At 61.2% G+C, this 19,894-nt stretch carries 15 protein-coding genes; 8 read left to right on the forward strand and 7 right to left on the reverse strand.

All coding sequences use genetic code 11. The features are described 5' to 3' along the window. Nucleotides 1–131: 131 nt before the first annotated feature. Complete coding sequence (locus AC1DVW_RS04200; protein ID WP_477321366.1) at nucleotides 132–887, reverse strand: haloacid dehalogenase type II; 756 nt, start codon at nucleotides 885–887, stop codon at nucleotides 132–134. Continuing rightward, nucleotides 884–1,864: a DMT family transporter gene (locus AC1DVW_RS04205; RefSeq protein WP_477321368.1), complete on the reverse strand. Its 981-nt coding sequence runs from the start codon at nucleotides 1,862–1,864 to the stop codon at nucleotides 884–886. The genes AC1DVW_RS04200 and AC1DVW_RS04205 overlap by 4 nt, the downstream gene beginning before the upstream one ends. Before the next feature lie 253 nt (nucleotides 1,865–2,117). Between AC1DVW_RS04205 and AC1DVW_RS04210 the strand changes: the two genes are divergently transcribed. Next, nucleotides 2,118–3,008, forward strand: coding sequence for a LysR family transcriptional regulator (locus tag AC1DVW_RS04210; protein WP_477273629.1), 891 nt, complete (start codon nucleotides 2,118–2,120; stop codon nucleotides 3,006–3,008). 175 nt (nucleotides 3,009–3,183) lie between these two features. Here the strand turns inward: AC1DVW_RS04210 and AC1DVW_RS04215 are convergent, their stop codons facing one another. Then, a complete protein-coding gene (locus AC1DVW_RS04215; protein ID WP_477321608.1) occupies nucleotides 3,184–4,236 on the reverse strand; it encodes an aminopeptidase in 1,053 nt (350 codons plus the stop codon). Nucleotides 4,237–4,615: 379 nt separating this feature from the next. Between AC1DVW_RS04215 and AC1DVW_RS04220 the strand changes: the two genes are divergently transcribed. Beyond that, nucleotides 4,616–5,206, forward strand: coding sequence for an ankyrin repeat domain-containing protein (locus AC1DVW_RS04220; RefSeq protein ID WP_477242643.1), 591 nt, complete (start codon nucleotides 4,616–4,618; stop codon nucleotides 5,204–5,206). Nucleotides 5,207–5,218: 12 nt separating this feature from the next. Further along, nucleotides 5,219–5,722 carry a YHS domain-containing (seleno)protein gene (locus AC1DVW_RS04225; protein WP_477242644.1) on the forward strand — a complete coding sequence of 168 codons (504 nt, stop codon included), beginning with the start codon at nucleotides 5,219–5,221 and terminating at the stop codon, nucleotides 5,720–5,722. A gap of 12 nt (nucleotides 5,723–5,734) precedes the next feature. On the opposite strand, the gene AC1DVW_RS04230 is transcribed toward AC1DVW_RS04225, so the two are convergent. Both AC1DVW_RS04230 and AC1DVW_RS04235 read right to left on the reverse strand, forming a co-directional pair. Further along, a complete protein-coding gene (locus AC1DVW_RS04230; RefSeq protein WP_477321370.1) occupies nucleotides 5,735–7,924 on the reverse strand; it encodes an adenylate/guanylate cyclase domain-containing protein in 2,190 nt (729 codons plus the stop codon). A gap of 124 nt (nucleotides 7,925–8,048) precedes the next feature. Beyond that, nucleotides 8,049–10,223 (reverse strand): tetratricopeptide repeat protein, encoded by a 2,175-nt coding sequence (locus AC1DVW_RS04235; protein ID WP_477321372.1) that lies wholly within the window; start codon nucleotides 10,221–10,223, stop codon nucleotides 8,049–8,051. Between the two features lie 482 nt (nucleotides 10,224–10,705). Between AC1DVW_RS04235 and AC1DVW_RS04240 the strand changes: the two genes are divergently transcribed. Beyond that, the gene (locus AC1DVW_RS04240) at nucleotides 10,706–11,353 is read left to right on the forward strand and encodes a class I SAM-dependent methyltransferase (protein WP_477321373.1); all 648 of its coding nucleotides are present in this window, start codon (nucleotides 10,706–10,708) and stop codon (nucleotides 11,351–11,353) included. Nucleotides 11,354–11,455: 102 nt separating this feature from the next. Here AC1DVW_RS04240 and AC1DVW_RS04245 read toward each other — a convergent pair whose 3' ends face one another. Beyond that, the gene (locus tag AC1DVW_RS04245; protein ID WP_477321375.1) at nucleotides 11,456–12,337 is read right to left on the reverse strand and encodes a hypothetical protein; all 882 of its coding nucleotides are present in this window, start codon (nucleotides 12,335–12,337) and stop codon (nucleotides 11,456–11,458) included. Between the two features lie 320 nt (nucleotides 12,338–12,657). On the opposite strand from AC1DVW_RS04245, the gene AC1DVW_RS04250 reads away from it, so the two are divergent. The 4 genes from AC1DVW_RS04250 to AC1DVW_RS04265 all read left to right on the forward strand — a co-directional run bounded on the left by AC1DVW_RS04250 (nucleotide 12,658) and on the right by AC1DVW_RS04265 (nucleotide 19,225). Further along, entirely contained in the window at nucleotides 12,658–13,137 is a 480-nt protein-coding gene (locus tag AC1DVW_RS04250; protein WP_477242649.1) for a MarR family winged helix-turn-helix transcriptional regulator, read from the forward strand. Continuing rightward, entirely contained in the window at nucleotides 13,134–14,336 is a 1,203-nt protein-coding gene (locus tag AC1DVW_RS04255; RefSeq protein ID WP_477321377.1) for an HlyD family secretion protein, read from the forward strand. Before AC1DVW_RS04250 ends, AC1DVW_RS04255 begins: the two co-directional genes overlap by 4 nt. Before the next feature lie 374 nt (nucleotides 14,337–14,710). Then, nucleotides 14,711–16,246, forward strand: a complete 1,536-nt coding sequence (locus AC1DVW_RS04260; protein WP_477321379.1) for a DHA2 family efflux MFS transporter permease subunit — start codon at nucleotides 14,711–14,713, stop codon at nucleotides 16,244–16,246. A 297-nt stretch (nucleotides 16,247–16,543) separates the two neighbouring features. Further along, on the forward strand, nucleotides 16,544–19,225 hold the full coding sequence (locus AC1DVW_RS04265) for an EAL domain-containing protein (RefSeq protein WP_477321381.1): 2,682 nt from the start codon (nucleotides 16,544–16,546) through the stop codon (nucleotides 19,223–19,225). Between the two features lie 72 nt (nucleotides 19,226–19,297). Here the strand turns inward: AC1DVW_RS04265 and AC1DVW_RS04270 are convergent, their stop codons facing one another. Then, a complete protein-coding gene (locus tag AC1DVW_RS04270; protein ID WP_477242653.1) occupies nucleotides 19,298–19,816 on the reverse strand; it encodes a CAP domain-containing protein in 519 nt (172 codons plus the stop codon). Nucleotides 19,817–19,894 lie beyond the last annotated feature (78 nt).

The raw sequence follows: 19,894 nt of genomic DNA on the forward strand, positions 1-19,894 counted from the left end.
CTTCGAGTGCGTGACGCTGAACGGATTCGAGGACGGGATCAGACCGCGGCCGGGCGAAGCGGGTCCGAACATTCTGTCCGGCCTTTTTGGAAAGCTGTAGGGCGGCGAGACGAACCGATCTCCGCCTGCTGTCACGCAGTAGGCGGCCTGGCGGCTCGGGTATCAGCCGCCCGCAATTCTTCAGCGTGCGCCTTGACGAGGTCGGCCATGCAGTCGAAGCGGAAATCCACCGTCGGTATGTCGCCGGGATTCATCGTTGCGCCGAAGCCCTGGTCCGCATGCCGGCGATAGATCCAGCACGATGTTAGACCCAAGCGTTTGGCAGGAGTGTGATCGTGGAACATGCTTTCCGCGGTGTGCAGGATTTGTCGCTTCTCGACTCCGATCGTCCCGAGATTTTCGAGCATATAGTTGAAATTCCGGTCGGAAGGTTTGTAGGAGCCGACATCCTCCGCCGTATAGATCGCGTCGAAATCTACACCGAGCTTCTCGTTGCTAAACGAGAAGCTTTTGTTGTCGACGTTGGAGAGGATGATCAGCTTGTAGTGCTTTTTGAGATACTGCAAGGATTCCGCGGAGTCGGCAAAAGCCGGCCAATTCTTCACGCTTTCGCCATACGCCACGCATTCCTCTTGAGTGACAATGACACCCCATTCCTCCGCAAGTCGCTTGTAAACGATCGGCAGAAGGTCGCAGTAGCGTTTCTCCGGAGTCCATTTCTGCTGGCCAGATTCGTGCCGAGCGTGCGCTTCCAGAATGTCGTTCCGACCTAAGCTCCGGGCAGCCCTTTCGGTCAGCGGCTTCAGGCCGTCGATCATTCCGGATTCCCAATCTATGAGGGTGCCGTAGCAGTCGAAGGTGAGGGCTTTGAAATCTGTGAGCTTCATGGGTTACCTCCTTGATGTCCATGGTTGAACCAATGCTGGCGTCGATCGCGGTCAACCATGAGATCGAATCCGCCCTCGGCGATAAAAGAGCCGGCGTTCCTGCTGACTGAACTCAAAACTGCCGCGTCCTTCGACGGTGAGTTGTTCGACGACATGTACCAAACACCGAACAGTGTCACCGCAAGGCCCAGGAACATGGCCGTCGAAAGCGGCTCTCCGAACATCGACCAGCCCCAGAGCATCGTCACCGGCGGGCTGAGATAGATCACACTGCTGACCTGTGATGCCGTGTAAAGGCGCAGGCTTACATAGTACGTGCCGTAGCAGAAGAAGGTCGAAAACAGCACCAGCCAGGCGATGCCGCACCCGAAGCGGGCGTCGAGGGGCGGCATCAGCCCGCCATTCCATTCGGCGCAAGCGGCGAAAAGGATCGCCGCCGTCAAGCATTGAATGCACAGGCTCTGATGGATGGGCATATTGATCGTCCCCATCCGCTTCTGCACTACGGTTGTCAGCGCCAAAACCGTCATGGAAGCGGCTGTCAACAAATATGCCCAGGCCGGGGCCGTCCCGACGGTCAGGTTGTCCAGCGAGACGATAAGCACGCCGGCCACTCCAAGAGCCGTTCCGATCCATTGTCTCCCGGTCAATCGTTGTCCCAGAACGGGCTGCGACAAGGCCGCGATGGCGAGAGGCACAAGATCGGAAATCAGCGCGACAAGGCCAGTCGGCACGCGCTGACCGATGGCAAGCGCGAATCCGCCTAGATAGAGGAACATCATCGCCATGCCGAAGGCCATCTGCTGGATCAAGGCACGCCCGCTTATGCGCGATCCGATCAGGAGAGCAAATGGCAAGAGGATCAATCCGGACATCAAGGTCCGCCAGAACAGCACCAGCATGACATCGGCATTCTCGCTGGCGTAGCGGATGCCGACGAAACCAGAACTCCAGCTTATGACCAGGACCGTCGCCATTATTGGCCATACGAGACGTGGGTTTTGGTTCGCCGGAGCGTCATGGGATCTCTTTATTCAGGCCTGCCCGTGGCCCCCGAAGCGGAGCACGGCCTATGTTGGCCAGACTATTGGCGACACCAGTGCAAATTTGCACATGACAAATTTCGATACGTTCATGAAATAGCCACTAAAACCAGCATACACTGTTGCCTTAGAGAGCGTCGGTGGGTCAGAAATCGACGCATTGCTTTTGTATCGAGCGAGGAATGTCATGGCCGGAGTGATGAGCCGCCGCCTGGATGTCGACGCCTTACGCGCCCTGGTCGCGATCGAGAAGCACGGCGGCGTCACGCGCGCGGCCGAAATTCTCGGCTTGTCGCAATCGGCAGTCAGCCACAAGGTCAAGAGACTCGAAACGAGTCTCGACTGCGAAATCCTCACCCGGAAAGCAAACGCGCAGATGTTCACCACGGCCGGACAGGATCTGCTTGGCTATGCGCGGCGCATTCTGGGCATCCATGACGAGGCGGTCCTGAGCCTGTCGAAAAGCACTTTGCAAGGCAAGATCGCGCTGGGAATGACCGAGGATACGACCTGCACGGATCTTTCGCGCATTCTTGGCCGGTTTCGCCGGCTCTACCCGGAGGTGAGCGTACGCACGCAAGTTCGCATGAGCCTCGTGTTGCAGGATCTGCTGGGCCAAGGAGCGATTGATGCCGCCATCATCCAAGTATTCCAGCATGAGGTCCGCCCCGCCGACATCCTTCTGTTCCGCGAGACGCTGCATTGGGTGAAATCTCGCGACCTGGTTCTGCCGAACGGGAAGCCGGTCCCATTTCTTTCCTTCGATGAGAATTGCTTTTACCGGCGCTGGGGCATCGACGTCGGGCAGGACGAGGATACGGTGTTCGAGACCGTGTTCGAATGCTCCAGCGCAGCCGGCATCACTGCAGGCGTAGTGGCGGGCCTCGGCGTCGCACTCTTAAGTCAGCGGTACCTGCAGCCCGATATGGAGATTGCCGACAACATATTTCCCAAGCCTCCAGACCTGGCTTATGTAATCAGACGCGCCCGCAACTCCCGAAATCCCGCGCTAGAGACGTTGGTCAGGGAGATCGAGGCTGAAGTAAAGCGCTACGGGGCGCTTCAAATCGCCGTCTGAGCGCGTCGCGCTGCGAAAGCTGGCACGCCAACCCTTCGGCTGCTCGCCGGCAGTTCGTCCATAGACAGCGAAGTCGACGAGGAAGTTGCGGCCACGATGGGGTCGCCAGCGGAACGGCTTCATTCTGGCTAGTTTTTCGGCCCATCTGACATCGGAGCATTCAGAGGCCGGGCCCTCATGCTTGTTCAAGTCTGCACGTATCCGCAGCCTTGAGTGCTTCGGCACGCGAAGGTTTGGGCAAATCCGCGATCCGTCGAACAGCAGCGTAAAACCTTGGATAATCGCCGGAACACAAATCGAACAAGCGAAGAAAGGCCGGAACCTGTTCGCCGTAGACAGCAGTCGCGGCGAGCTTTGCGTTGTTGATCGGGGCATCGAACCAGGCATCGTATCTCCGGTATCCGGCCCAGCGTCTGTCGCGCATCTGCCGGTAGCGCATCCGCAGCCTGTCGATCGTGGCTGCCTTGGCGACCGCCATCTGCTCCGGGGTACGGGAACTTTCATAGACCTGCCTCAACTCCTCTCGGGTTTTCGAAACCAGTCCGAGAAAATCGGCGCCGCGCTTGCGATCAGCTTCGTAGCGGCGCAATCCGGCCTTGTCGCCAGCGGCGCGCAGCCATTTCCTGACGCCGGTGGTTTCGACGGCAACCGCGAAAGCCTCATTGAATGCGGAATCGTCATCCACATAGAGGCGCTGATGCGCCAGTTCATGGAAGATAAGGCTTGCGAGATACGTGTCGTCCTGACGCAGCATGGTGCTTAGCAGCGGGTCACTGGACCAGCCCAGTGTGGAATAGGCGGTGACGCCTGAGACATAGACGTCCAGCCCCTGTCTCTGAAGCTCGGCCGCGCTTTCAGCCGCGGATTTCCGAGAGAAGTAGCCCCGGTATGGAACGCAGCCGAAGACCGGAAAGCACCATGTTATTGGCGCGAGCGAGAATTGCGGCGCGGCAAAAACGGCCCAGGTCACGGCGTCCCGATGGATGTCGACATAGCTGCGGTAGCTGTTGTTTTCGGGCAGCGCCAGTTCATCTGTCGCAAACCGACGTATGGCGCTCGCCGACGTCAACTTGGCGCGCAATGCCTTAGGCGTCGAAGGATCATGGATGAGCTTCCCGACATTTCTGCGAGCGGCCATGATCTGCACATGACCCTCCAGCGACTGCGCGTAGTAGGAAACGCTGGTGCAGCCGGTCACAGCGGAGGCCACGATCATCGCGGCAAGCATTCGAAGAACGCGCTTCAGTTTGCCCACCGCTTGCTCATCTCCCCCCACGGAGCAAATGCCCCATTTGCCCCCATGTCTCAAACAGGCGCATCGATTTTCGTCAAGGTCTGCGGGGCAGCGGGTCGGATTTTCGCCTTTGGCAAGCTAGGCGATCATGCGCGAGGCCACCCAGCGCATCCAAGCTTTGGGAGGCCCTCCGTAATCGGCGCTCTTCAAAAATCCGAACTGGACCTGTGCTTGCGAACGAAGTCAGTCGCCATAGTGCCTTTCCCGCCCCAGGCCGCGTTCGCAATGTCCGGCCGCGCCTCCGCCAGCATCTGCCCCGATAAGCCCCACGCAGCTTGTATGATTCCAGGCTAATATATGCTACCCCTGCGTCATGCGCGGACTGCTGGCACTTGGAATGCTGGTATTGGCGGCTACAACTGCAGCCGCAGGTGAGCAATTGTTCGACTCCATCGCCGCCGGCGACAAGGGTGCCGTCGAGCAAGCCCTGGCAGGCGGTGCCGACGTCGACAGCCGGGCACGCGACCAGGCAACCCTCCTTATCGCTGCAGCGCTCGACAACCAGCCCGAAATCGCCGAATTCCTGTTGGGCAAGGGCGCCGACGTCATGGCGCGTAACTCGGGCGGCTTTACCCCGCTTCATGCGGCGGCCTTCTCGGGCAGCCTGCCGGTCGCCAAGCTGCTGCTGGAAAAAGGCGCGGTGCTCGACGATGCCGCCAACAAGGCGGGCGCTACGCCGTTGTTGGTGGCCGGCGAGGAAAACCACCTTGAACTGGCCGAATTTCTTATCGCGAAAGGTGCGGATGTGAACCATCCCGAGGGTCATGGCTACATGCCGACAACGCGCGCATTCTGGAAGGGCAACACGGAAATCTTACGACTGTTCAAACGCCATGGTGGTACCTGCCAAGCCAAAATCCTTGGCGAGGCGAACGCGGCGAAGTGCGCAGAAATCCACGATTGAAGGAGGATGCAGATGAGCACGATGATCAAGTCACGACTGGTTCGGAATTTGGGGGCGGCCGCCCTGGTCGCGGTCGCTGCGGTCGCCGGCGCGGGATCGGCCTGGGCGGACGATTCGGTAAACACCGGCTATTTCGGAGGTGTGGCGATCATGGGCTACGACACGGTCGCTTACTTCACTGACGGCAAGGCTGTGAAGGGCTCCGAAGAGTTCACCTATGACTGGCTGGGGACACCCTGGCATTTCGCCAGCAAGAAACACCAGGAAATGTTCATGAGCGAACCGGTCAAGTACGCTCCTCAATATGGCGGCTACTGTGCCGGCGAAGTCGTGGGCGGTGGGGTCACGATCAACGTCGATCCGGAAGCATTCAAGATTATCGATGGCAAGCTCTACCTGATCTACGATGTCGGCAATGCGGACAGTTTCGCCGCGCATGCAGCTGAAGAAATACCGAAAGCCGATGCCAACTGGCCGAAGGTCGCGGCCAATTTGGAGCTCGACAAGTATCACTGAGACCAGGTTCGCCTACTGGACGACCGTGAAGTGAAACACCTTGCTTGTATTGGCATAGGAGTAGCCTTTGCCGGCTTCGTCATTGCGTCTGTAGACGGGACCGCAGTCGGGGCGCCCGAACAGGTTCTCGCTCTGCTCGCACAAGAGATCGCCATCGACGTAGACGGTCTCGGTGACCAGCCGCGTCGTCGTGCGGAAGGCTGCCTTGCCGTCGCTCCCGATCTGAAGGAAGGCTGGTTGCAGACCGGGTTCGATCTGGCCTTGCAATGTATGGCCAATGACGAGGGACGCGATCTCAGCACCCTTCAACTGGTCATGCTCGTCCGGGGTAAAGCCATAGCGCCATTGGGGTAGGCCTGCCTGGCGCAGTGCGTTGACGAGGATCGCCAGATCCTGCGGGTTCCGGAAATGTGCATGAGTCATCTGCCACCCAGCCAAAGAGTCCACGTAGCTGGACCCTGCTACGAGGTGGAGCCCAGCTGCGATTTCGGCTTTCGCATCCGGCAGACGGCCGCCGCGGACATACGCCGCAGCGAGTGTAAACCGAAAGTTGCCAACCGTGGACGCATCGTCGCGGGTGCGTTCGAGAGTCTCGATCGCTTTATCGACATTCCCCTGAAGAAGAAAAACCAGCCCTGCAGTTTCCCTGTTGATGGGTGAAAGGTTGGGGTCGAGCCTGAGCGCTGTCTCGACCGCTGCGGCTGCCTCGGCATAATTGCCGGCGCATAACTGAACATATCCAAGGGCTGCTTGCGCCTCTGCATCGCCCGGACCGATTGAAACAGCCTTCTTGGCAGAGGCAATCGCATCTTCGTAGCGGCGATTCACGACCTGCATGATACCGAGAATGGCATAGGGCGATGAAAGGTCCGGTTCGAGTTCCAAAGCTCGGCTAGCCTTCTCATAGGCTCGCTTGCGCGCGGGCGCGCTCTGCATGATGTCGTTGAAGGCCTCGCGCCAGATATAGACTGTCGTGCGCGCGTCGGCCGCAAAGGCTTCCGCGAACGCTGGGTCGAGCCCCTCCGCCTTTTCATAGAGCGCAAGCGCCTCCCGCAGCCCGGCCAGCAGGACGTTGCGTGACGCCGTCTCGGCTTGGAGATAATAGTCGTAGGCCTCGAGATTGTTCGTCGGCGGGCGTGCCATGCGCTCGCTTTCCGCTGCCGAAGGTTGCATGCCAAGCGCTTTGGCGATCTCCCCGCTCATCTCTTCCTGGACGGCAAACACGCCAGCCATGCCGCGGTCGAACCGGTTGGCCCACAGATTGTCGCCCGTTGCCGTATCGATAAGCTGGGCGTTGAGGCGGATCTGCTCGCCGGTGCGGCGGACGCTCCCCTCGACGACGTAGCGGACACCAAGGTCGCGCGCGACATCGGCCAGCGCTGCAGGCTTGTTCTTGTAGGCGAACACCGAGTTGCGCGCGATGACGTCCAGACCGGAAAGCTTGGTGAGGTCGGTGATCAAATCCTCGGTGATGCCGTCCACAAAATAGTCCTGGCTCGGATCACCCCCGAGGTTTGTAAACGGCAGCACGGCAACCGATGGTCGCTCGGCCAGGGAAGATGTCCCCGATTGCCACGCAAACAATCCTGCAAGGAGCACGACGAGCAGGACCGCGATTCCTGCCATCACGATCGCCCGGGGGGATACCGGTCGGCGAACCGCCACCTTAATCTTCCCTGCGGCTGCAGGATCCAGCAGCAGCCGATACGCGCGAACCGGATCGGCGATGTTCTTCAGGCGCTGCTCGCCAAGACTGGCAAAGCCGACATCAACCTTGTGCAGCGCGTGATCGAACGCCGTGCCCGAGATACATACACCTCCCGGCTCGGCCATCGACTCCAGTCGCGCGGCGATGTTGACGCCATCGCCGTAGATGTCATTTTCCTCGACGATGACGTCGCCGAGATTGACGCCGATGCGAAACCGGATCTGCCGGGCATCGGCGGTGCCTTTATTGCGATCGGCCATCCGGCGTTGGATCATGGCCGCGCACTGGACGGCATCGACGACGCTGGCGAACTCGACCAGCGCGCCGTCGCCCATGAGCTTGATAATGCGCCCGTGGAATTCCTTGATCGCGGGGTCGACCAGTTCGCGACGGCAACTTTTCAACCGCTCGAGTGTACCGACCTCATCCTCGCCCATGAGCGTGCTGTATCCGACCACATCGGCAGCAAGTATCGCGGTAAGCCTTCGCTCCATACCTGCCTGCGCCCTCCCGGTCGATCAAGCGGCTTCGGTGCAGCCTATTCTAGTCCCGCGTCGGACGCGAGTGTGTGCCACCGCTATGGAGCTCGACAAATATCACTGAGACGCGCGTGTGCGTCTACTGAACCACCGTGAAGTGGAACACCTTGCTTGAGTTGACGAAGGAATAGCCGCCGCCTCCATCGTCGCGGCGTTTGTAGACAGGTCCGCAGTCGGGGCGCCCGAACATATTCTCGCTCAGCTCGCACAATCGGTCGCCATCGAGACGGATGGTCTCGGTGACCAGCCGCGTCGTCGAGCGGAAGGCTGCCTTGCCGTCGCTCCCGATCTGGAGGAAGGCTGGTTGGAGACCGGGTTCAAGCTGGCCCTTCAGCGTATGGCCCAGCACCAACGAGGCGATCTCCTCGCCCTTCAAGCGGTTGTGCTCGTCGCCGGTGAAGCCGAACGGCCATTCGGGCAAGCCCGCCTGCTGCAACGCGTCGATGATGAGAGCCAAATCCTGGGGGTTACGGTATTGGGCACCGTTGAGCCGGTATGCGGACAATGAATCGAACCCCGGTGTCGACATGGAACCTAGTCCCTCGACGACCGCCGCCCTCGCATCCTGCAGGCGGCCGGCGCGGGCGTATGCGGCACCAAGCGTAATTCTGAAATCTCCGACTGACGGCGCATCGTCGCGCGTGCGTTCGAGCGCCTCGATCGCCTTGTCGTTGCTACCTTGAATGAGAAAGACCAGACCGGCAATTTGCCGGTTGATGGGTGAAAGGTTGGGATCGAGCCTGAGCGCTGTCTCGACCGCTGCGGCTGCCTCGGCATGATTGCCAGCGAACAGTTGGACGTATCCTAGAGCTATCTGCGTCTCCGCATCGCCGGGGCCGAGTGCGACGGCTCGCTCGGCCGAAGCGATGGCTTCCTCGTAGCGGCGATCCACGACCTGCATGATGCCAAGAATCGCATAAGGCGACGAAAGATCCGGGTCGAGTTGCAGCGCACGGCTTGCCCTTTCATAGGCGCGCTTGCGCGCGGGCGCGCTCTGCATGATGTCGTTGAACGATTCGCGCCAGATATAGACTGTCATGCTTGCGTCCGCCGCGAAGGCTTCGGCGAAGGCAGGGTCGAGCTCCTCCGCCTTATCGTAGAGCGTGAGCGCCTCCCGCAGCCCGTCGCGCCGGCCCGTCCGCGCTGTCTGCTCGGCCCGAAGGTAGAAGTCGTAGGCTTCGAGGTTTACGGTCGGCGGGCGCGCCATGCGCTCGCTTTCCGCTGCCGAAGGTTGCATGCCAAGCGCATTGGCGATCTCCCCGCTCATCTCGTGCTGGACGGCAAACACGCCGGCCATGCCGCGGGCGAACCGGTTGGCCCACAGATTGTCGCCCGTTGCCGTATCGATGAGCTGGGCATTGAGGCGGATCTGCTCGCCGGTGCGGCGGACGCTCCCCGTCACGACGAAGCGGACGCCAAGGTCGCGCGCGACGTCCGCCAGCGCTGCAGGCTTGTCCTTGTAGGCAAACACCGAGTTGCGCGCGATGACGTCCAGACCGGAAAGCTTGGTGAGGTCGGTGATCAGATCTTCGGTGATGCCGTCAGCGAAATAGTCCTGGCCTGGATCGCCGCCGAGGTTTGCAAACGGCAGCACCGCAACCGATGGCCGCGATGGCACCGAGAACTTCTGCCATGCGAAAATGCCGGCAATCGCGGCAATCGCCAGGGCGGCGGCGCCTGCCAGGATCATGACGCGCAGGCCCGGCCGGTGGGGGGCGGCCGTGACCTTTCCCGAGGCTGCGGGATCCAGCAGCAGCCGATAGGCGCGAACAGGATCGGCGATGTTCTTAAGGCGCTGCTCGCCAAGACTGGCAAAGCCGACATCCACCTTGTGCACGGCGTGGTCGAACGCCGTGCCTGAGATGCAAATACCCCCGGGCTCCGCCATTGCCTCCAGGCGCGCGGCAATGTTCACGCCATCGCCATAGATGTCATCGCCTTCGACGATGACGTCGCCGAGATTGACGCCGATGCGAAACCGGATCTGCCGCGCTTCGGCGCCCCGATCGCGCTCCGCCATTCGGCGCTGGATCACGGCAGCGCACTGGACGGCGTCGACGACGCTGGCGAACTCGACGAGCGCGCCGTCGCCCATGAGCTTGACCATGCGGCCGTGGAATTCCTTGATCGTAGGGTCGATCAGTTCGCGACGGCAACTCTTCAATCGCTCGAGAGTGCCGACCTCATCTTCGCCCATGAGCGTGCTGTACCCGACCACGTCGGCAGCAAGGATTGCGGTAAGCCTTCGCTCCATGTGATGGTGTCCTGCCTCGTCCACCCAAGCTTCGCCGACGAGCGTAGTCGACTGGCATTTCGAATGCGAGCGTGCTCGGCACACTGGGCAGCGATAATGCAACCACGTCGTTTTTGCGGCCAGCCAAAAGCGGATGCTGCCGAATGGATGCCCTGAGGCCTAGTAACGACATCGGACCTTTGAGGTTGAAGGTCCGCTATCGTTCTTCCCTCGCCACAAGCGGACCTACTGCTCCCGGCCCAAATGCGGCATCCAGTTCTCGGTTCCGAGAGGTCCGCCCGTGGCGCGAAAACTGACATCCGGCAGGCATGCTGTCCGTCGCGGCCATTCGTGAAGTCTGTCACCGTTCTCGCTCAACGACCAGGTACGAGGACGGTGCAGTACCGGGGCAGCGTGCTCCTGACCAGGATTGCCAGCCCCTGCCGCTTACGTTGCGTTTAGCTCCGTCATGTAAGGATCCGAAATCCGGGGGCCGAACGCTCATGCTAGACAATTACGACGTGGACCGGTTTGGCGTGATCCACCAGATCGACGCCACGCCGATCACATACGACAAGCAGTACATTTCCTACTACGAGGATTTGAGCGACCGGACCATCAAGCTCGGCTATCAGCGGCTTGGCTGGGTGCTGGGGATCACCGGCGAGATACCGCGCTCGGTGCTGGAGATCGGCTATGGCACCGGCACCTTCGTCGAGGCCGCCAAAATTACCGGAGTTGCCGATTGCGCCGGCTGTGACATCACCCGGTTTCCGCTGCCCGAGGGGGTGCGCTTTGTCGATTGGGAGGAGGCGCTTGCCGGCTCTTGGGATCTCGTTGCCATGTTCGACGTGCTCGAGCACATCCCTGACCTGGGTTTTCTCGCCCGCCTTCAGGCCCGCCATCTCGCCATCGCCGTTCCCTATTGTCGCTGGCGTGAGCTCGGCGCCGATGGCGACGGGTGGTTCCGGACGTGGCGCATGCGTCTGCCCAACGAGCACCTGCACCATTTCGACCGTCAATCGCTGGTGGCGCTGCTGGCTGACAACGGTTTCGAGTGCGTGACGCTGAATGGATTCGAGGACGGGATCAGGCTGCGGCCGGGCGAAGCCGGGCCGAACATTCTGTCCGGCTTTTTCAGAAAGCTATAGGCCGGTTCACTCCACGGCTGCGGTGAGCGGGCAATGCCCAGACCGCCTTTTGCCGCCATGCTGCAGGCGCGCCCAGCCGGGCGCGCCAGAACGCCATCGGATTTATTGCGCCGGCGCCGGCGCGGGTGCCGCCGGCGCTGCCGCGGGTGCCGCCGCCGTCGTGAACCCGCACTGCTTCTGTTCCATCTCGATCTGCTTGGTGATGCGGATGGCGTTCTGGGCGTAGGCTTCCGTCACGGTGCCGCTGTTGACGGTCTTGTCCTTCAGCGGACTGACGGCCGCGCAGAGGTGGAAGACATGCTCGGTGGCGGACTTCGCGGCGCCGTTTTCCGGCGCGATCCAGTACACGATATCCTGGCCATTGGGGTGTGCCGCGTCCTTCGTCGCATCGGCCACCGTGGTCGAGTCGGTGGCGATCGCCTGCGCCTGGGCGGCGACCTCGGGCGAACAGGCCGTGGTCGGCTGCCCCGCCTTGATCTGCGCCGCGCACTGGTTCATGTCCTGCGTGTACTGCTCGACCGACGGCGGCTGGTAGCTGACCCCGATCAGTGTCGCCAGCACGGCAAGCACCGCGCCGACGCCGCCGGCAATCTTCTTGCTCTTCGGGTCCATGTTCTTGTCGTTGAGGATCAAAAGAACCAGCGGCAGGAAGGCAATCAGCGTGATGATCGCGCCGAGCTGGTTCTGGACGAAGAAACGGAATGTGTCGGATTCGCGGGCCGGGTCCTTCCGGTTGGCCGCCTTCCACAGCAGGCTGCCGGCAATGGCGAAAATCGCGATCCCGACCAGAATGCCGATCAAAAGCGGCAGGTTGCCCTGGTCGAATTTGTGCTGGCGGAGCAAGACGATCCCGTAGATCTCGCCACCAATGGCAATGATCCAGGCCAGCGCGGCGAAAAGCCGGAGGCGCGTGGCGCCGGACTTCTGGCCCTGCGATGCCTGCCAATCCTTGGTAACGTCTGTTGTCGGCTTGTTGTCGGCCATGACCAGGTCCCCCGGTTTCGACACGTTGCAAGGCGGCGTCATCGAACAGGCGCCCGGCGCAGCGTCATTGATCGAACGTCGCCTGCCTCAGCGCGAAAGCGCCACGGCAGACCGTACCTCCATCCATATTGCGCATGATTGGATTCGTCCATAGCCACGGGACAGACGCCGATGGCAATGCGTGGTTCCGGGCATGGCGCACATGCGCCTTCAGAAATCGCTAACCATGACCCGCCTTGCATGGCTGCCACACAATTATTTGAACCTCTGGTGCAATGCAGCATCTTGAATGGTAAGCACGCTCATTATATATCCCGCTCATGGTTTCCGATGGCATCGACAGATTGGGCTTTTTGATCCACGACGTCCAGCGTTTGATGCGCAAGCGGTTCGAGGCGCGTGCCAGCGGCTTCGGCCTTTCGTCGGCACAATGGCGGCTTTTGGTCCGCGTCGCCAAGGAGGCTGGAGTCGCGCAAGCACGGCTCGCCGAACTTCTCGAAATCGAGCCGATCAGTGTCTCGCGCTTGGTCGATCGCATGGAGGAGGGCGGCTGGATCGAACGCCGCCCCGACGCCACCGACCGCCGCGTGCGCATGATCTTCCCGACCGCCAAGGCGAGCGCGGCCTATGCCCACGTCAAGAGCCTTGCCGGAGAGGTTTATGAGGAATCGCTCGTCGGCGTCTCGCCGGAAGATCGCCGTGTCCTGATCCGGGCGTTGGATATGATCGTGCAGAATCTTGCGGATGGCGAGACGTCGTCCTTGGAAAAAGTGAAGAGTACGGAAGGCGCAGCAGCATGAACGCGGCAGCCAAGATAGAAGAGAACGTAACCAGGCTAGAGATGCAGGCGCCGGCGCAACCGGTCGCCGAGGCGCCATCGCAGCCGGCGGCTGCGCCGGTGGCGATTGCTCCTCCGGTTCAGCCGGCGTCGGTGGCGCCGAAGAAGAAGCGCCCCGCTGGTCGTTTCCTTTTAATGTTTGCACTGCCCGCGGCGTTGATCGCCGGCGGCGCCTACGTCTGGGTGACCGGCGGCCGCTACCAGGAGACCGAGAACGCCAATCTGCAGCAGGCCAAGGTGTCGATCGCCTCGGATACGGCGGGCCGCATCGTTCAGGTCGATATCGCCGACAACCAGCTGGTCAGAAAGGGCGACGTGCTGTTTGCCATCGACCCGGAGCCTTACCGGATCGCGCTGGCCCAGGCCGACGCGGCTGTTGCAGTCGCACGGGTCGGCATCGAGCAGCTGCGCGCTTCCTACAGCCAGGCGACGGCGCAGGAAAAGTCCGCCACCAGCGAAGTCGACTATGCCCAGTCGCAATATGACCGCGCCGCCGACCTTGCCCAGAAGGGCATCAACACCAAGTCGGCGCTGGACCAGGCCAAGAACGACCTCGACAAGGCCAAGCAGCAGCTGGCTGTGGCACAGCAGGGTATCATCAGCGCCAAGGCGGCACTTGCCGGCAACCCCGATATCGAGACCGACAAGCACCCGACCGTGATGGCCGCACTCGCGGCGCGCGACAAAGCCGCCTACGATCTGGCACAGACCACGGTCAAGGCGCCGGCCGACGGCGTCGTCAGCCAGGCCTCGTCGTTCAAGGTCGGCCAGTATGTCGGTTCCGGCACGCCGCTGTTTGCGCTGGTCGAGACCGGCGACACCTGGATCGATGCCAATTTCAAGGAAACCCAGCTCACCCATATGAAGCCCGGCCAGAAGGCCGAGATCGTCGTCGACACCTATCCGGGCAGGACGTTCGAAGCCACGGTCAAGGCGATCGGCGCCGGCACCGGGGCCGAGTTCTCGCTGCTGCCGGCCCAGAATGCCACCGGCAACTGGGTCAAGGTCACGCAGCGCATCCCGGTGCGCCTGGAACTGACCGATGCCGACGCCAAAATGGCGTTGCGCACCGGCATGAGCGTCTCAGTCACGGTCGACACCGGCGTTTCGCGCGGGCTTCCGAGTATCTTTGGCCACGCCACGGCTGGCGAGGCTCAATAGACCGTGAATGGACCGTGATACCGAAAAGTGAAAATCGGTGTTCGGCAAAATTCATGGTCACGGACGAATACCAGCGCTCGCCGTGCAGGCAGGGTGAATGCAGACGACAGGATTGGTCCGATGGGAGGTGTGCGAGGGGTTGGGGTTGGACCGGGCCACATTGCGGCCTGACCGAAACCTGGACGACTCGACGCAGGGCTCTTCGGTCCTCAGGTTTCCGGGCGGCAAGCGCCTGATGTGTCGAGACGTTCGGTCGATGTAACCCCCACATCGATAGTCGCGTCCCACCGCGATGAGTGTCTTTCCACTAGGAAGGCCTCGCCGCCCGGAAACCTAGTGTACACGGTTTTGTTACCTGTCGGAAGTTTTGCATCATGAGCACGCCAGAACCCTTCAAGGAAGTGCCCCACCGAGGCCTGATCACGGTTGCGCTCATGCTGGCGACGGTCATGCAGGCGCTCGATACCACGATCGCCAATGTCGCGCTGCCGACCATGACCGGCGATCTCAGCGCCTCTCCCGACAACATCAACTGGGTGCTGACGTCCTACATCGTTGCCGCCGCCATCATGACACCGGTGACCGGCTGGCTGGCCGACCGGTACGGCCGCAAGGAATTGTTCCTGACGGCTGTGGTCGGCTTCACCATCCTCTCCATGCTGTGCGGTCTGGCGTGGAGCCTAGAATCCATCGTGCTGTTCCGGCTGATGCAAGGCGTTTTCGGCGCCGCGATCGTGCCGCTGTCGCAGACCTTCCTGCTCGACATCAATCCCAGGGAACGCCACGGCCAGGCGATGGCCATCTGGGGTGCCGGTATCATGCTGGGGCCGATCCTGGGCCCGACGCTCGGTGGCTGGCTGACCGAGAATTTCAACTGGCGTTGGGTCTTCTTCATCAACCTGCCGGTCGGCATTGCGGCCTTCCTCGGCATGGCCGCCTATCTGCCGGCCGTTGCCCGGCGGGTGCGCAACTTCGATTTCTTCGGCTTCGCAATGCTTTCGCTCGGTGTCGGCGCGCTGCAGCTGATGCTGGATCGCGGCGGCGAGGTCGACTGGTTTTCCTCGGTCGAGATCTGGATCGAGCTCGGTCTTGCGATAACCGGCTTCTGGGTTTTCATCATTCACACGGTGACGGCGGAGCGCCCGTTCATCGACCCCAAGATATTCGTCGACCGCAATTTCGTGACCGGGCTGGCGTTCATCTTCGTCATGGGTGTGCTCATCCTGGCCTCGATGTCGCTGCTGCCGCCAATGCTGGCGACCATCTTCGGCTATCCGACCATGACCATCGGTGTCGTCATTGGCCCCCGCGGCGTCGGCACGATGATTTCGATGCTCGTCGTCGGGCGGCTGATGAGCAAGGTCGATGCCAGGATTCTCGTCGTCATCGGCTTTCTGCTCACCGCGCAGTCGCTCTACACCATGGCCAGCTTCACGCCGCAGATGGACAACTGGCTGATCCTCAGCTCCGGCATCATCCAGGGCCTGGGAATGGGTATGGTGTTCGTGCCGCTGTCGACCGTGGCCTTCGCCACGCTTGACCCGCGCTACCGCACCGATGCAACCGCCTTGTTCAGCCTGGTGCGCAATCTCGGCTCATCCATCGGCGTATCGGTCGTGACGGTTCTGCTGGTGCGCAACACGCAGATCAATCATGCCGAGCTTTCGGCCTTCATCAACCCGTTCAACCCTAACCTTTGGGCGGCTTCGCCGGCAGCCGCAGGCGGCGACCCAACGGCCCTGTCCCAGGTGGACGGGCTGGTCAATATCCAGGCAATGATGATTTCCTACGTCAATGACTTCAAGCTGTTGATGATGATGACGCTGCTTGCCGTGCCGTTCGTGTTCCTGCTGCGCAAGCCAAAGGCTGCTCCGGCCGCTGGCGGAGCGCCTGCCGCACATATGGATTGAAGCGACGCCGATATTTGCCGGTAGCAGATGACGCTATCGCGGACGCGCCTGCAGACATGTAAGGCCGAAGCGCTTGCTGGGATGATCGCCAAATTCTCCAGATGTTGAAGAATATCGATTCTGCTGTGCCAATAGCAGATTGAAGACGGCCTTTGCTGGAGTCAACCAGCTGCCGTCGCTTCTGACTTCGATCCAGTTTATCTGCTATTAGTACATAAGTAACACTATGAACCGACTGTCGGATGGCAGGAGAGGGAATTTTGCTTTGTTCCAGGCGCCAAACTGGAGGAGGTCTGTTTGGTCACGAAATCATCCAGGAAACCCGCCGATGCGCCGCAGCCCGCCAGTCTGGCCACCCTGGCGAAACTCGCGGCTGCCTCCAACGACACACTCGAGCGTGAGCTTCGGGCTGCGATCGCAACGCTCGAAGGACAGGCGCTGCGATTCGAGACGGTGGTCGACAATATTTCGCAAGGCATCTGTTTTTTCGATGCCAATGAACGGCTGATCCTGAGCAACCGTCGCTATGCGGAAATCTACCGAATTGCGCCCGAGGAATTACGGCCCGGCGTGACACTGGGCGAAATCGTCGAACGCCGCGTCATCGCCGGCACCGCGGCGCTGGATGCCGACACCTATCTCGCAACCGCCCGGTCGCACAATTCGGGCAAGGCTTCGCGGCTCTGGACCGCCAAACTTGCCGATGGGCGAACAATCCAGATCCGCAACCAGCCGATGCCTGACGGCAGTTGGGTGGCCACGCATGAGGACATTACCGAACTCACCCTCAATCGCCAGATCGTCGACGAGCGCATCTCGCTCCAGGCGCTGATCGACTGGGTGCCCGACTATCTTTGGGTCAAGGACACCGAAAGCCGTTTCGTCGTGGTCAACAGCGCCCTTGCGACCGACAGTGGCCACGACAAGACCAGCGACATGATCGGGTTGACCGATTTTGACCTCCATCCTGCGGAGGTTGCGGAGAAATTTCGCCAGATCGAGGAGAGGGTCCTGCGCAGTGGCCAACCGATGATCGACGCGGAAGAGTTTGTCGTCGATGCGTCGGGCGCCGGCAAATGGCTTTCGTCGACGAAGGTGCCGTTGCGCAATCGTCAAAATGAGATCTTCGGCCTGGTTGGCATCGCCCATGACATCACGGCCCGCAAGCAGGCGGATGTCCTTCGCAGCGGGCAGGCAAACATCCTCGAAATGATCGCCACGAGCGCCCCGCTGGAGGACGTGCTCGACCGTCTCATGCGCTTCGTCGAGGCCCAGCTAAAGGGGATATTCGGTTCCGTCCTGCTGCTCGACAAGGACGGCATCCATTTGCGCCACGGTGCGGCGCCGAGCCTGGCGAAAGCCTATACGAGCGCCATTGACGGGGTCGCTATCGGTCCCAAGGTGGGATCCTGTGGAACCGCCATCTACCGGCGGGAGCCAGTCATTGTCACCGATATCCAGCAGGATCCGCTCTGGGAGGACTACCGTGAACTGGTGGCGCCGCATGGCTATCGTTCGTGCTGGTCGACCCCGATCCTGTCCCACCAGGGCGTCGTCCTGGGCGCCTTTGCCATGTATTCGAAGACTGTGCGTGAACCTGTCGAGGCCGAGACCCGCCTGATAGAATTCACGACGCACATCGCCGGGATCGCGATCGAGCGCAAACTGGCTGAAGATCAAATCCACTTCATGGCCAACCATGACGTGCTGACCGGGCTTCCCAACCGCGCCTTGCTGGAGGACCGGCTCTCGCAAGCGGTCCTGTATGCGCAACGATACGACCGCTGGGTGACGGTGGTGTTCATCGATCTGGACAATTTCAAACTGGTGAACGACACGCTTGGCCACAATGCCGGCGACGAACTGCTGAAGACCCTCGCCAGTCGTATGGTTGAATGCGTAAAGGTGACCGATACCGTGGTGCGGCTTGGCGGCGACGAATTTGTCATCGTTCTGTTCGACCAGCCCGCCAACATCGATCTTGTTTCGGAGGCGCTGCAAACGATACGGGACGCGATTGCCGAGCCGGTTCATATCGGAGAGCATCGCCTGAGAACGACGGCCAGTATCGGCATCGCAAACTATCCCAAGGATGGGGCGAGCCCGGACACGCTGCTCGCCAATGCCGATGCAGCCATGTATCGCGCGAAAGAAATCGGTCGCGATAATTTCCAGTTTTACGCTCCCGAATTCAACTCGAGGGCTCATGAAAAACTCCTGCTCCAGGATGAATTGCGAAACGCGCTCGCGCGTTCGGAATTTACCCTGCACTATCAGCCGCAAGTCGATCTCCGATCAGGGCGGGTCGTCGCCGTCGAAGCGTTGATACGCTGGAACCATCCGACGCGCGGCGTGGTAGCGCCGCTGACCTTCATTCCGACTGCCGAAGAGACAGGTTTGATTGTGCCGATCGGCGACTGGGTTCTTCACGAGGCCTGTCGGCAGAACAAGGCATGGCAGCACGCTGGCCTGCCGCCCGTGACCGTGTGCGTGAATGTGTCGGCGAGACAGTTCCGGGAGAAGAACCTGATCAGCCGTGTCGTCAACGCTTTGAAGGAAAGCGGTCTGGAGGCCAGATATCTCGAACTGGAAGTGACCGAAAGCCTTATCATGCAGGATTTCGACGTGGCGGTCGCCACCATGAACGGGCTGCAAAGGCTGGGCGTTCAGATTTCGATCGACGATTTCGGCACGGGCTACTCCAGCCTCAGTGCGCTCAAGACCTTTCCGGTCCAGCGGCTCAAGATCGACAAGTCTTTCATAAACGATCTGGCCACCGACGAGGACGACCAGGCTGTCACCAGCGCCGTGATCTCATTGGGTCAGAAGCTCAATCTGAGGGTCCTTGCCGAAGGCGTCGAAACGGACGAGCAGGTCGCCTTCCTGCGCCGGAACAATTGCGACGAAATGCAAGGCCATCTTTTCAGCAAACCGGTCCCGGCGCAGGGCATCGAGAAATTGCTCCAGCGCCGGGATTGACGGACTGGCCAACCGGCGGTCGCCGACGATCTGCCGCGCAACGCGACGAACATCGCCGCCACTTGCTTGCTGCTATTTTCCCAGCACAAGGCTCCAATAGCGGATGGCACTGTCGCGGCCGTCCCTGACATAGGCGAGGCCAAAGCGGGTGAAGCGCGGGTCGAGCATATTGCGGCGGTGGCCGGCCGAATGCATCCAGATGTCGAATAGCTTTTGCTGGTCGAAGCGGCCCTCGGCGATGTTTTCGGCAGCTGCGCCGGAAATGCCATTGTCTTTGACACGCGAGGCAAAGTCCTTGCCCCAGCCGGTGGTGTGGCTCATGCGCCGCCGCCGCGCCATGAAGCTGGCCTGCTGCAGCGCCGCCTGTTCGAGCTGGTGATCGGGGACAAGCGGTCCGAGCCCTGCGGAAGCGCGGATGCTGGCCAGCGTGCCGGCGGCCGACGACGAGGCGCCGGCGCCTTCGCCGGTGGGCAGCGAAACGGTGCTGCAAGCGGCAAGCCCGGCCAGTGCGGCAAGGCCGGCGCCTTTCAGCAGCATGCGCCTGTTCAAGTTCGATGGGGCTTGGTGATTGTCGATTTTCGCAAGGGTCATGCCCGCCTGAGATAATGGCGATCATGGCTTTTGCCGGGCAGGGCAGCGAAAATCGCCACATCCAGGCCGATTCGAAAA

This window comes from Mesorhizobium sp. P3_B5 (genome assembly GCF_056402815.1).

What these genes read in the sequence shown, in the direction of transcription:
- AC1DVW_RS04200 (WP_477321366.1), bottom strand. Translation starts at nt 887, where the DNA reads ATGAAGCTCACAGATTTCAAAGCCCTCACCTTCGACTGCTACGGCACC.
- AC1DVW_RS04205 (WP_477321368.1), bottom strand. Translation starts at nt 1,864, where the DNA reads ATGGCGACGGTCCTGGTCATAAGCTGGAGTTCTGGTTTCGTCGGCATC.
- AC1DVW_RS04210 (WP_477273629.1), top strand. Translation starts at nt 2,118, where the DNA reads ATGGCCGGAGTGATGAGCCGCCGCCTGGATGTCGACGCCTTACGCGCC.
- AC1DVW_RS04215 (WP_477321608.1), bottom strand. Translation starts at nt 4,236, where the DNA reads ATGCTTGCCGCGATGATCGTGGCCTCCGCTGTGACCGGCTGCACCAGC.
- AC1DVW_RS04220 (WP_477242643.1), top strand. Translation starts at nt 4,616, where the DNA reads ATGCGCGGACTGCTGGCACTTGGAATGCTGGTATTGGCGGCTACAACT.
- AC1DVW_RS04225 (WP_477242644.1), top strand. Translation starts at nt 5,219, where the DNA reads ATGAGCACGATGATCAAGTCACGACTGGTTCGGAATTTGGGGGCGGCC.
- AC1DVW_RS04230 (WP_477321370.1), bottom strand. Translation starts at nt 7,924, where the DNA reads ATGGAGCGAAGGCTTACCGCGATACTTGCTGCCGATGTGGTCGGATAC.
- AC1DVW_RS04235 (WP_477321372.1), bottom strand. Translation starts at nt 10,223, where the DNA reads ATGGAGCGAAGGCTTACCGCAATCCTTGCTGCCGACGTGGTCGGGTAC.
- AC1DVW_RS04240 (WP_477321373.1), top strand. Translation starts at nt 10,706, where the DNA reads ATGCTAGACAATTACGACGTGGACCGGTTTGGCGTGATCCACCAGATC.
- AC1DVW_RS04245 (WP_477321375.1), bottom strand. Translation starts at nt 12,337, where the DNA reads ATGGCCGACAACAAGCCGACAACAGACGTTACCAAGGATTGGCAGGCA.
- AC1DVW_RS04250 (WP_477242649.1), top strand. Translation starts at nt 12,658, where the DNA reads ATGGTTTCCGATGGCATCGACAGATTGGGCTTTTTGATCCACGACGTC.
- AC1DVW_RS04255 (WP_477321377.1), top strand. Translation starts at nt 13,134, where the DNA reads ATGAACGCGGCAGCCAAGATAGAAGAGAACGTAACCAGGCTAGAGATG.
- AC1DVW_RS04260 (WP_477321379.1), top strand. Translation starts at nt 14,711, where the DNA reads ATGAGCACGCCAGAACCCTTCAAGGAAGTGCCCCACCGAGGCCTGATC.
- AC1DVW_RS04270 (WP_477242653.1), bottom strand. Translation starts at nt 19,816, where the DNA reads ATGACCCTTGCGAAAATCGACAATCACCAAGCCCCATCGAACTTGAAC.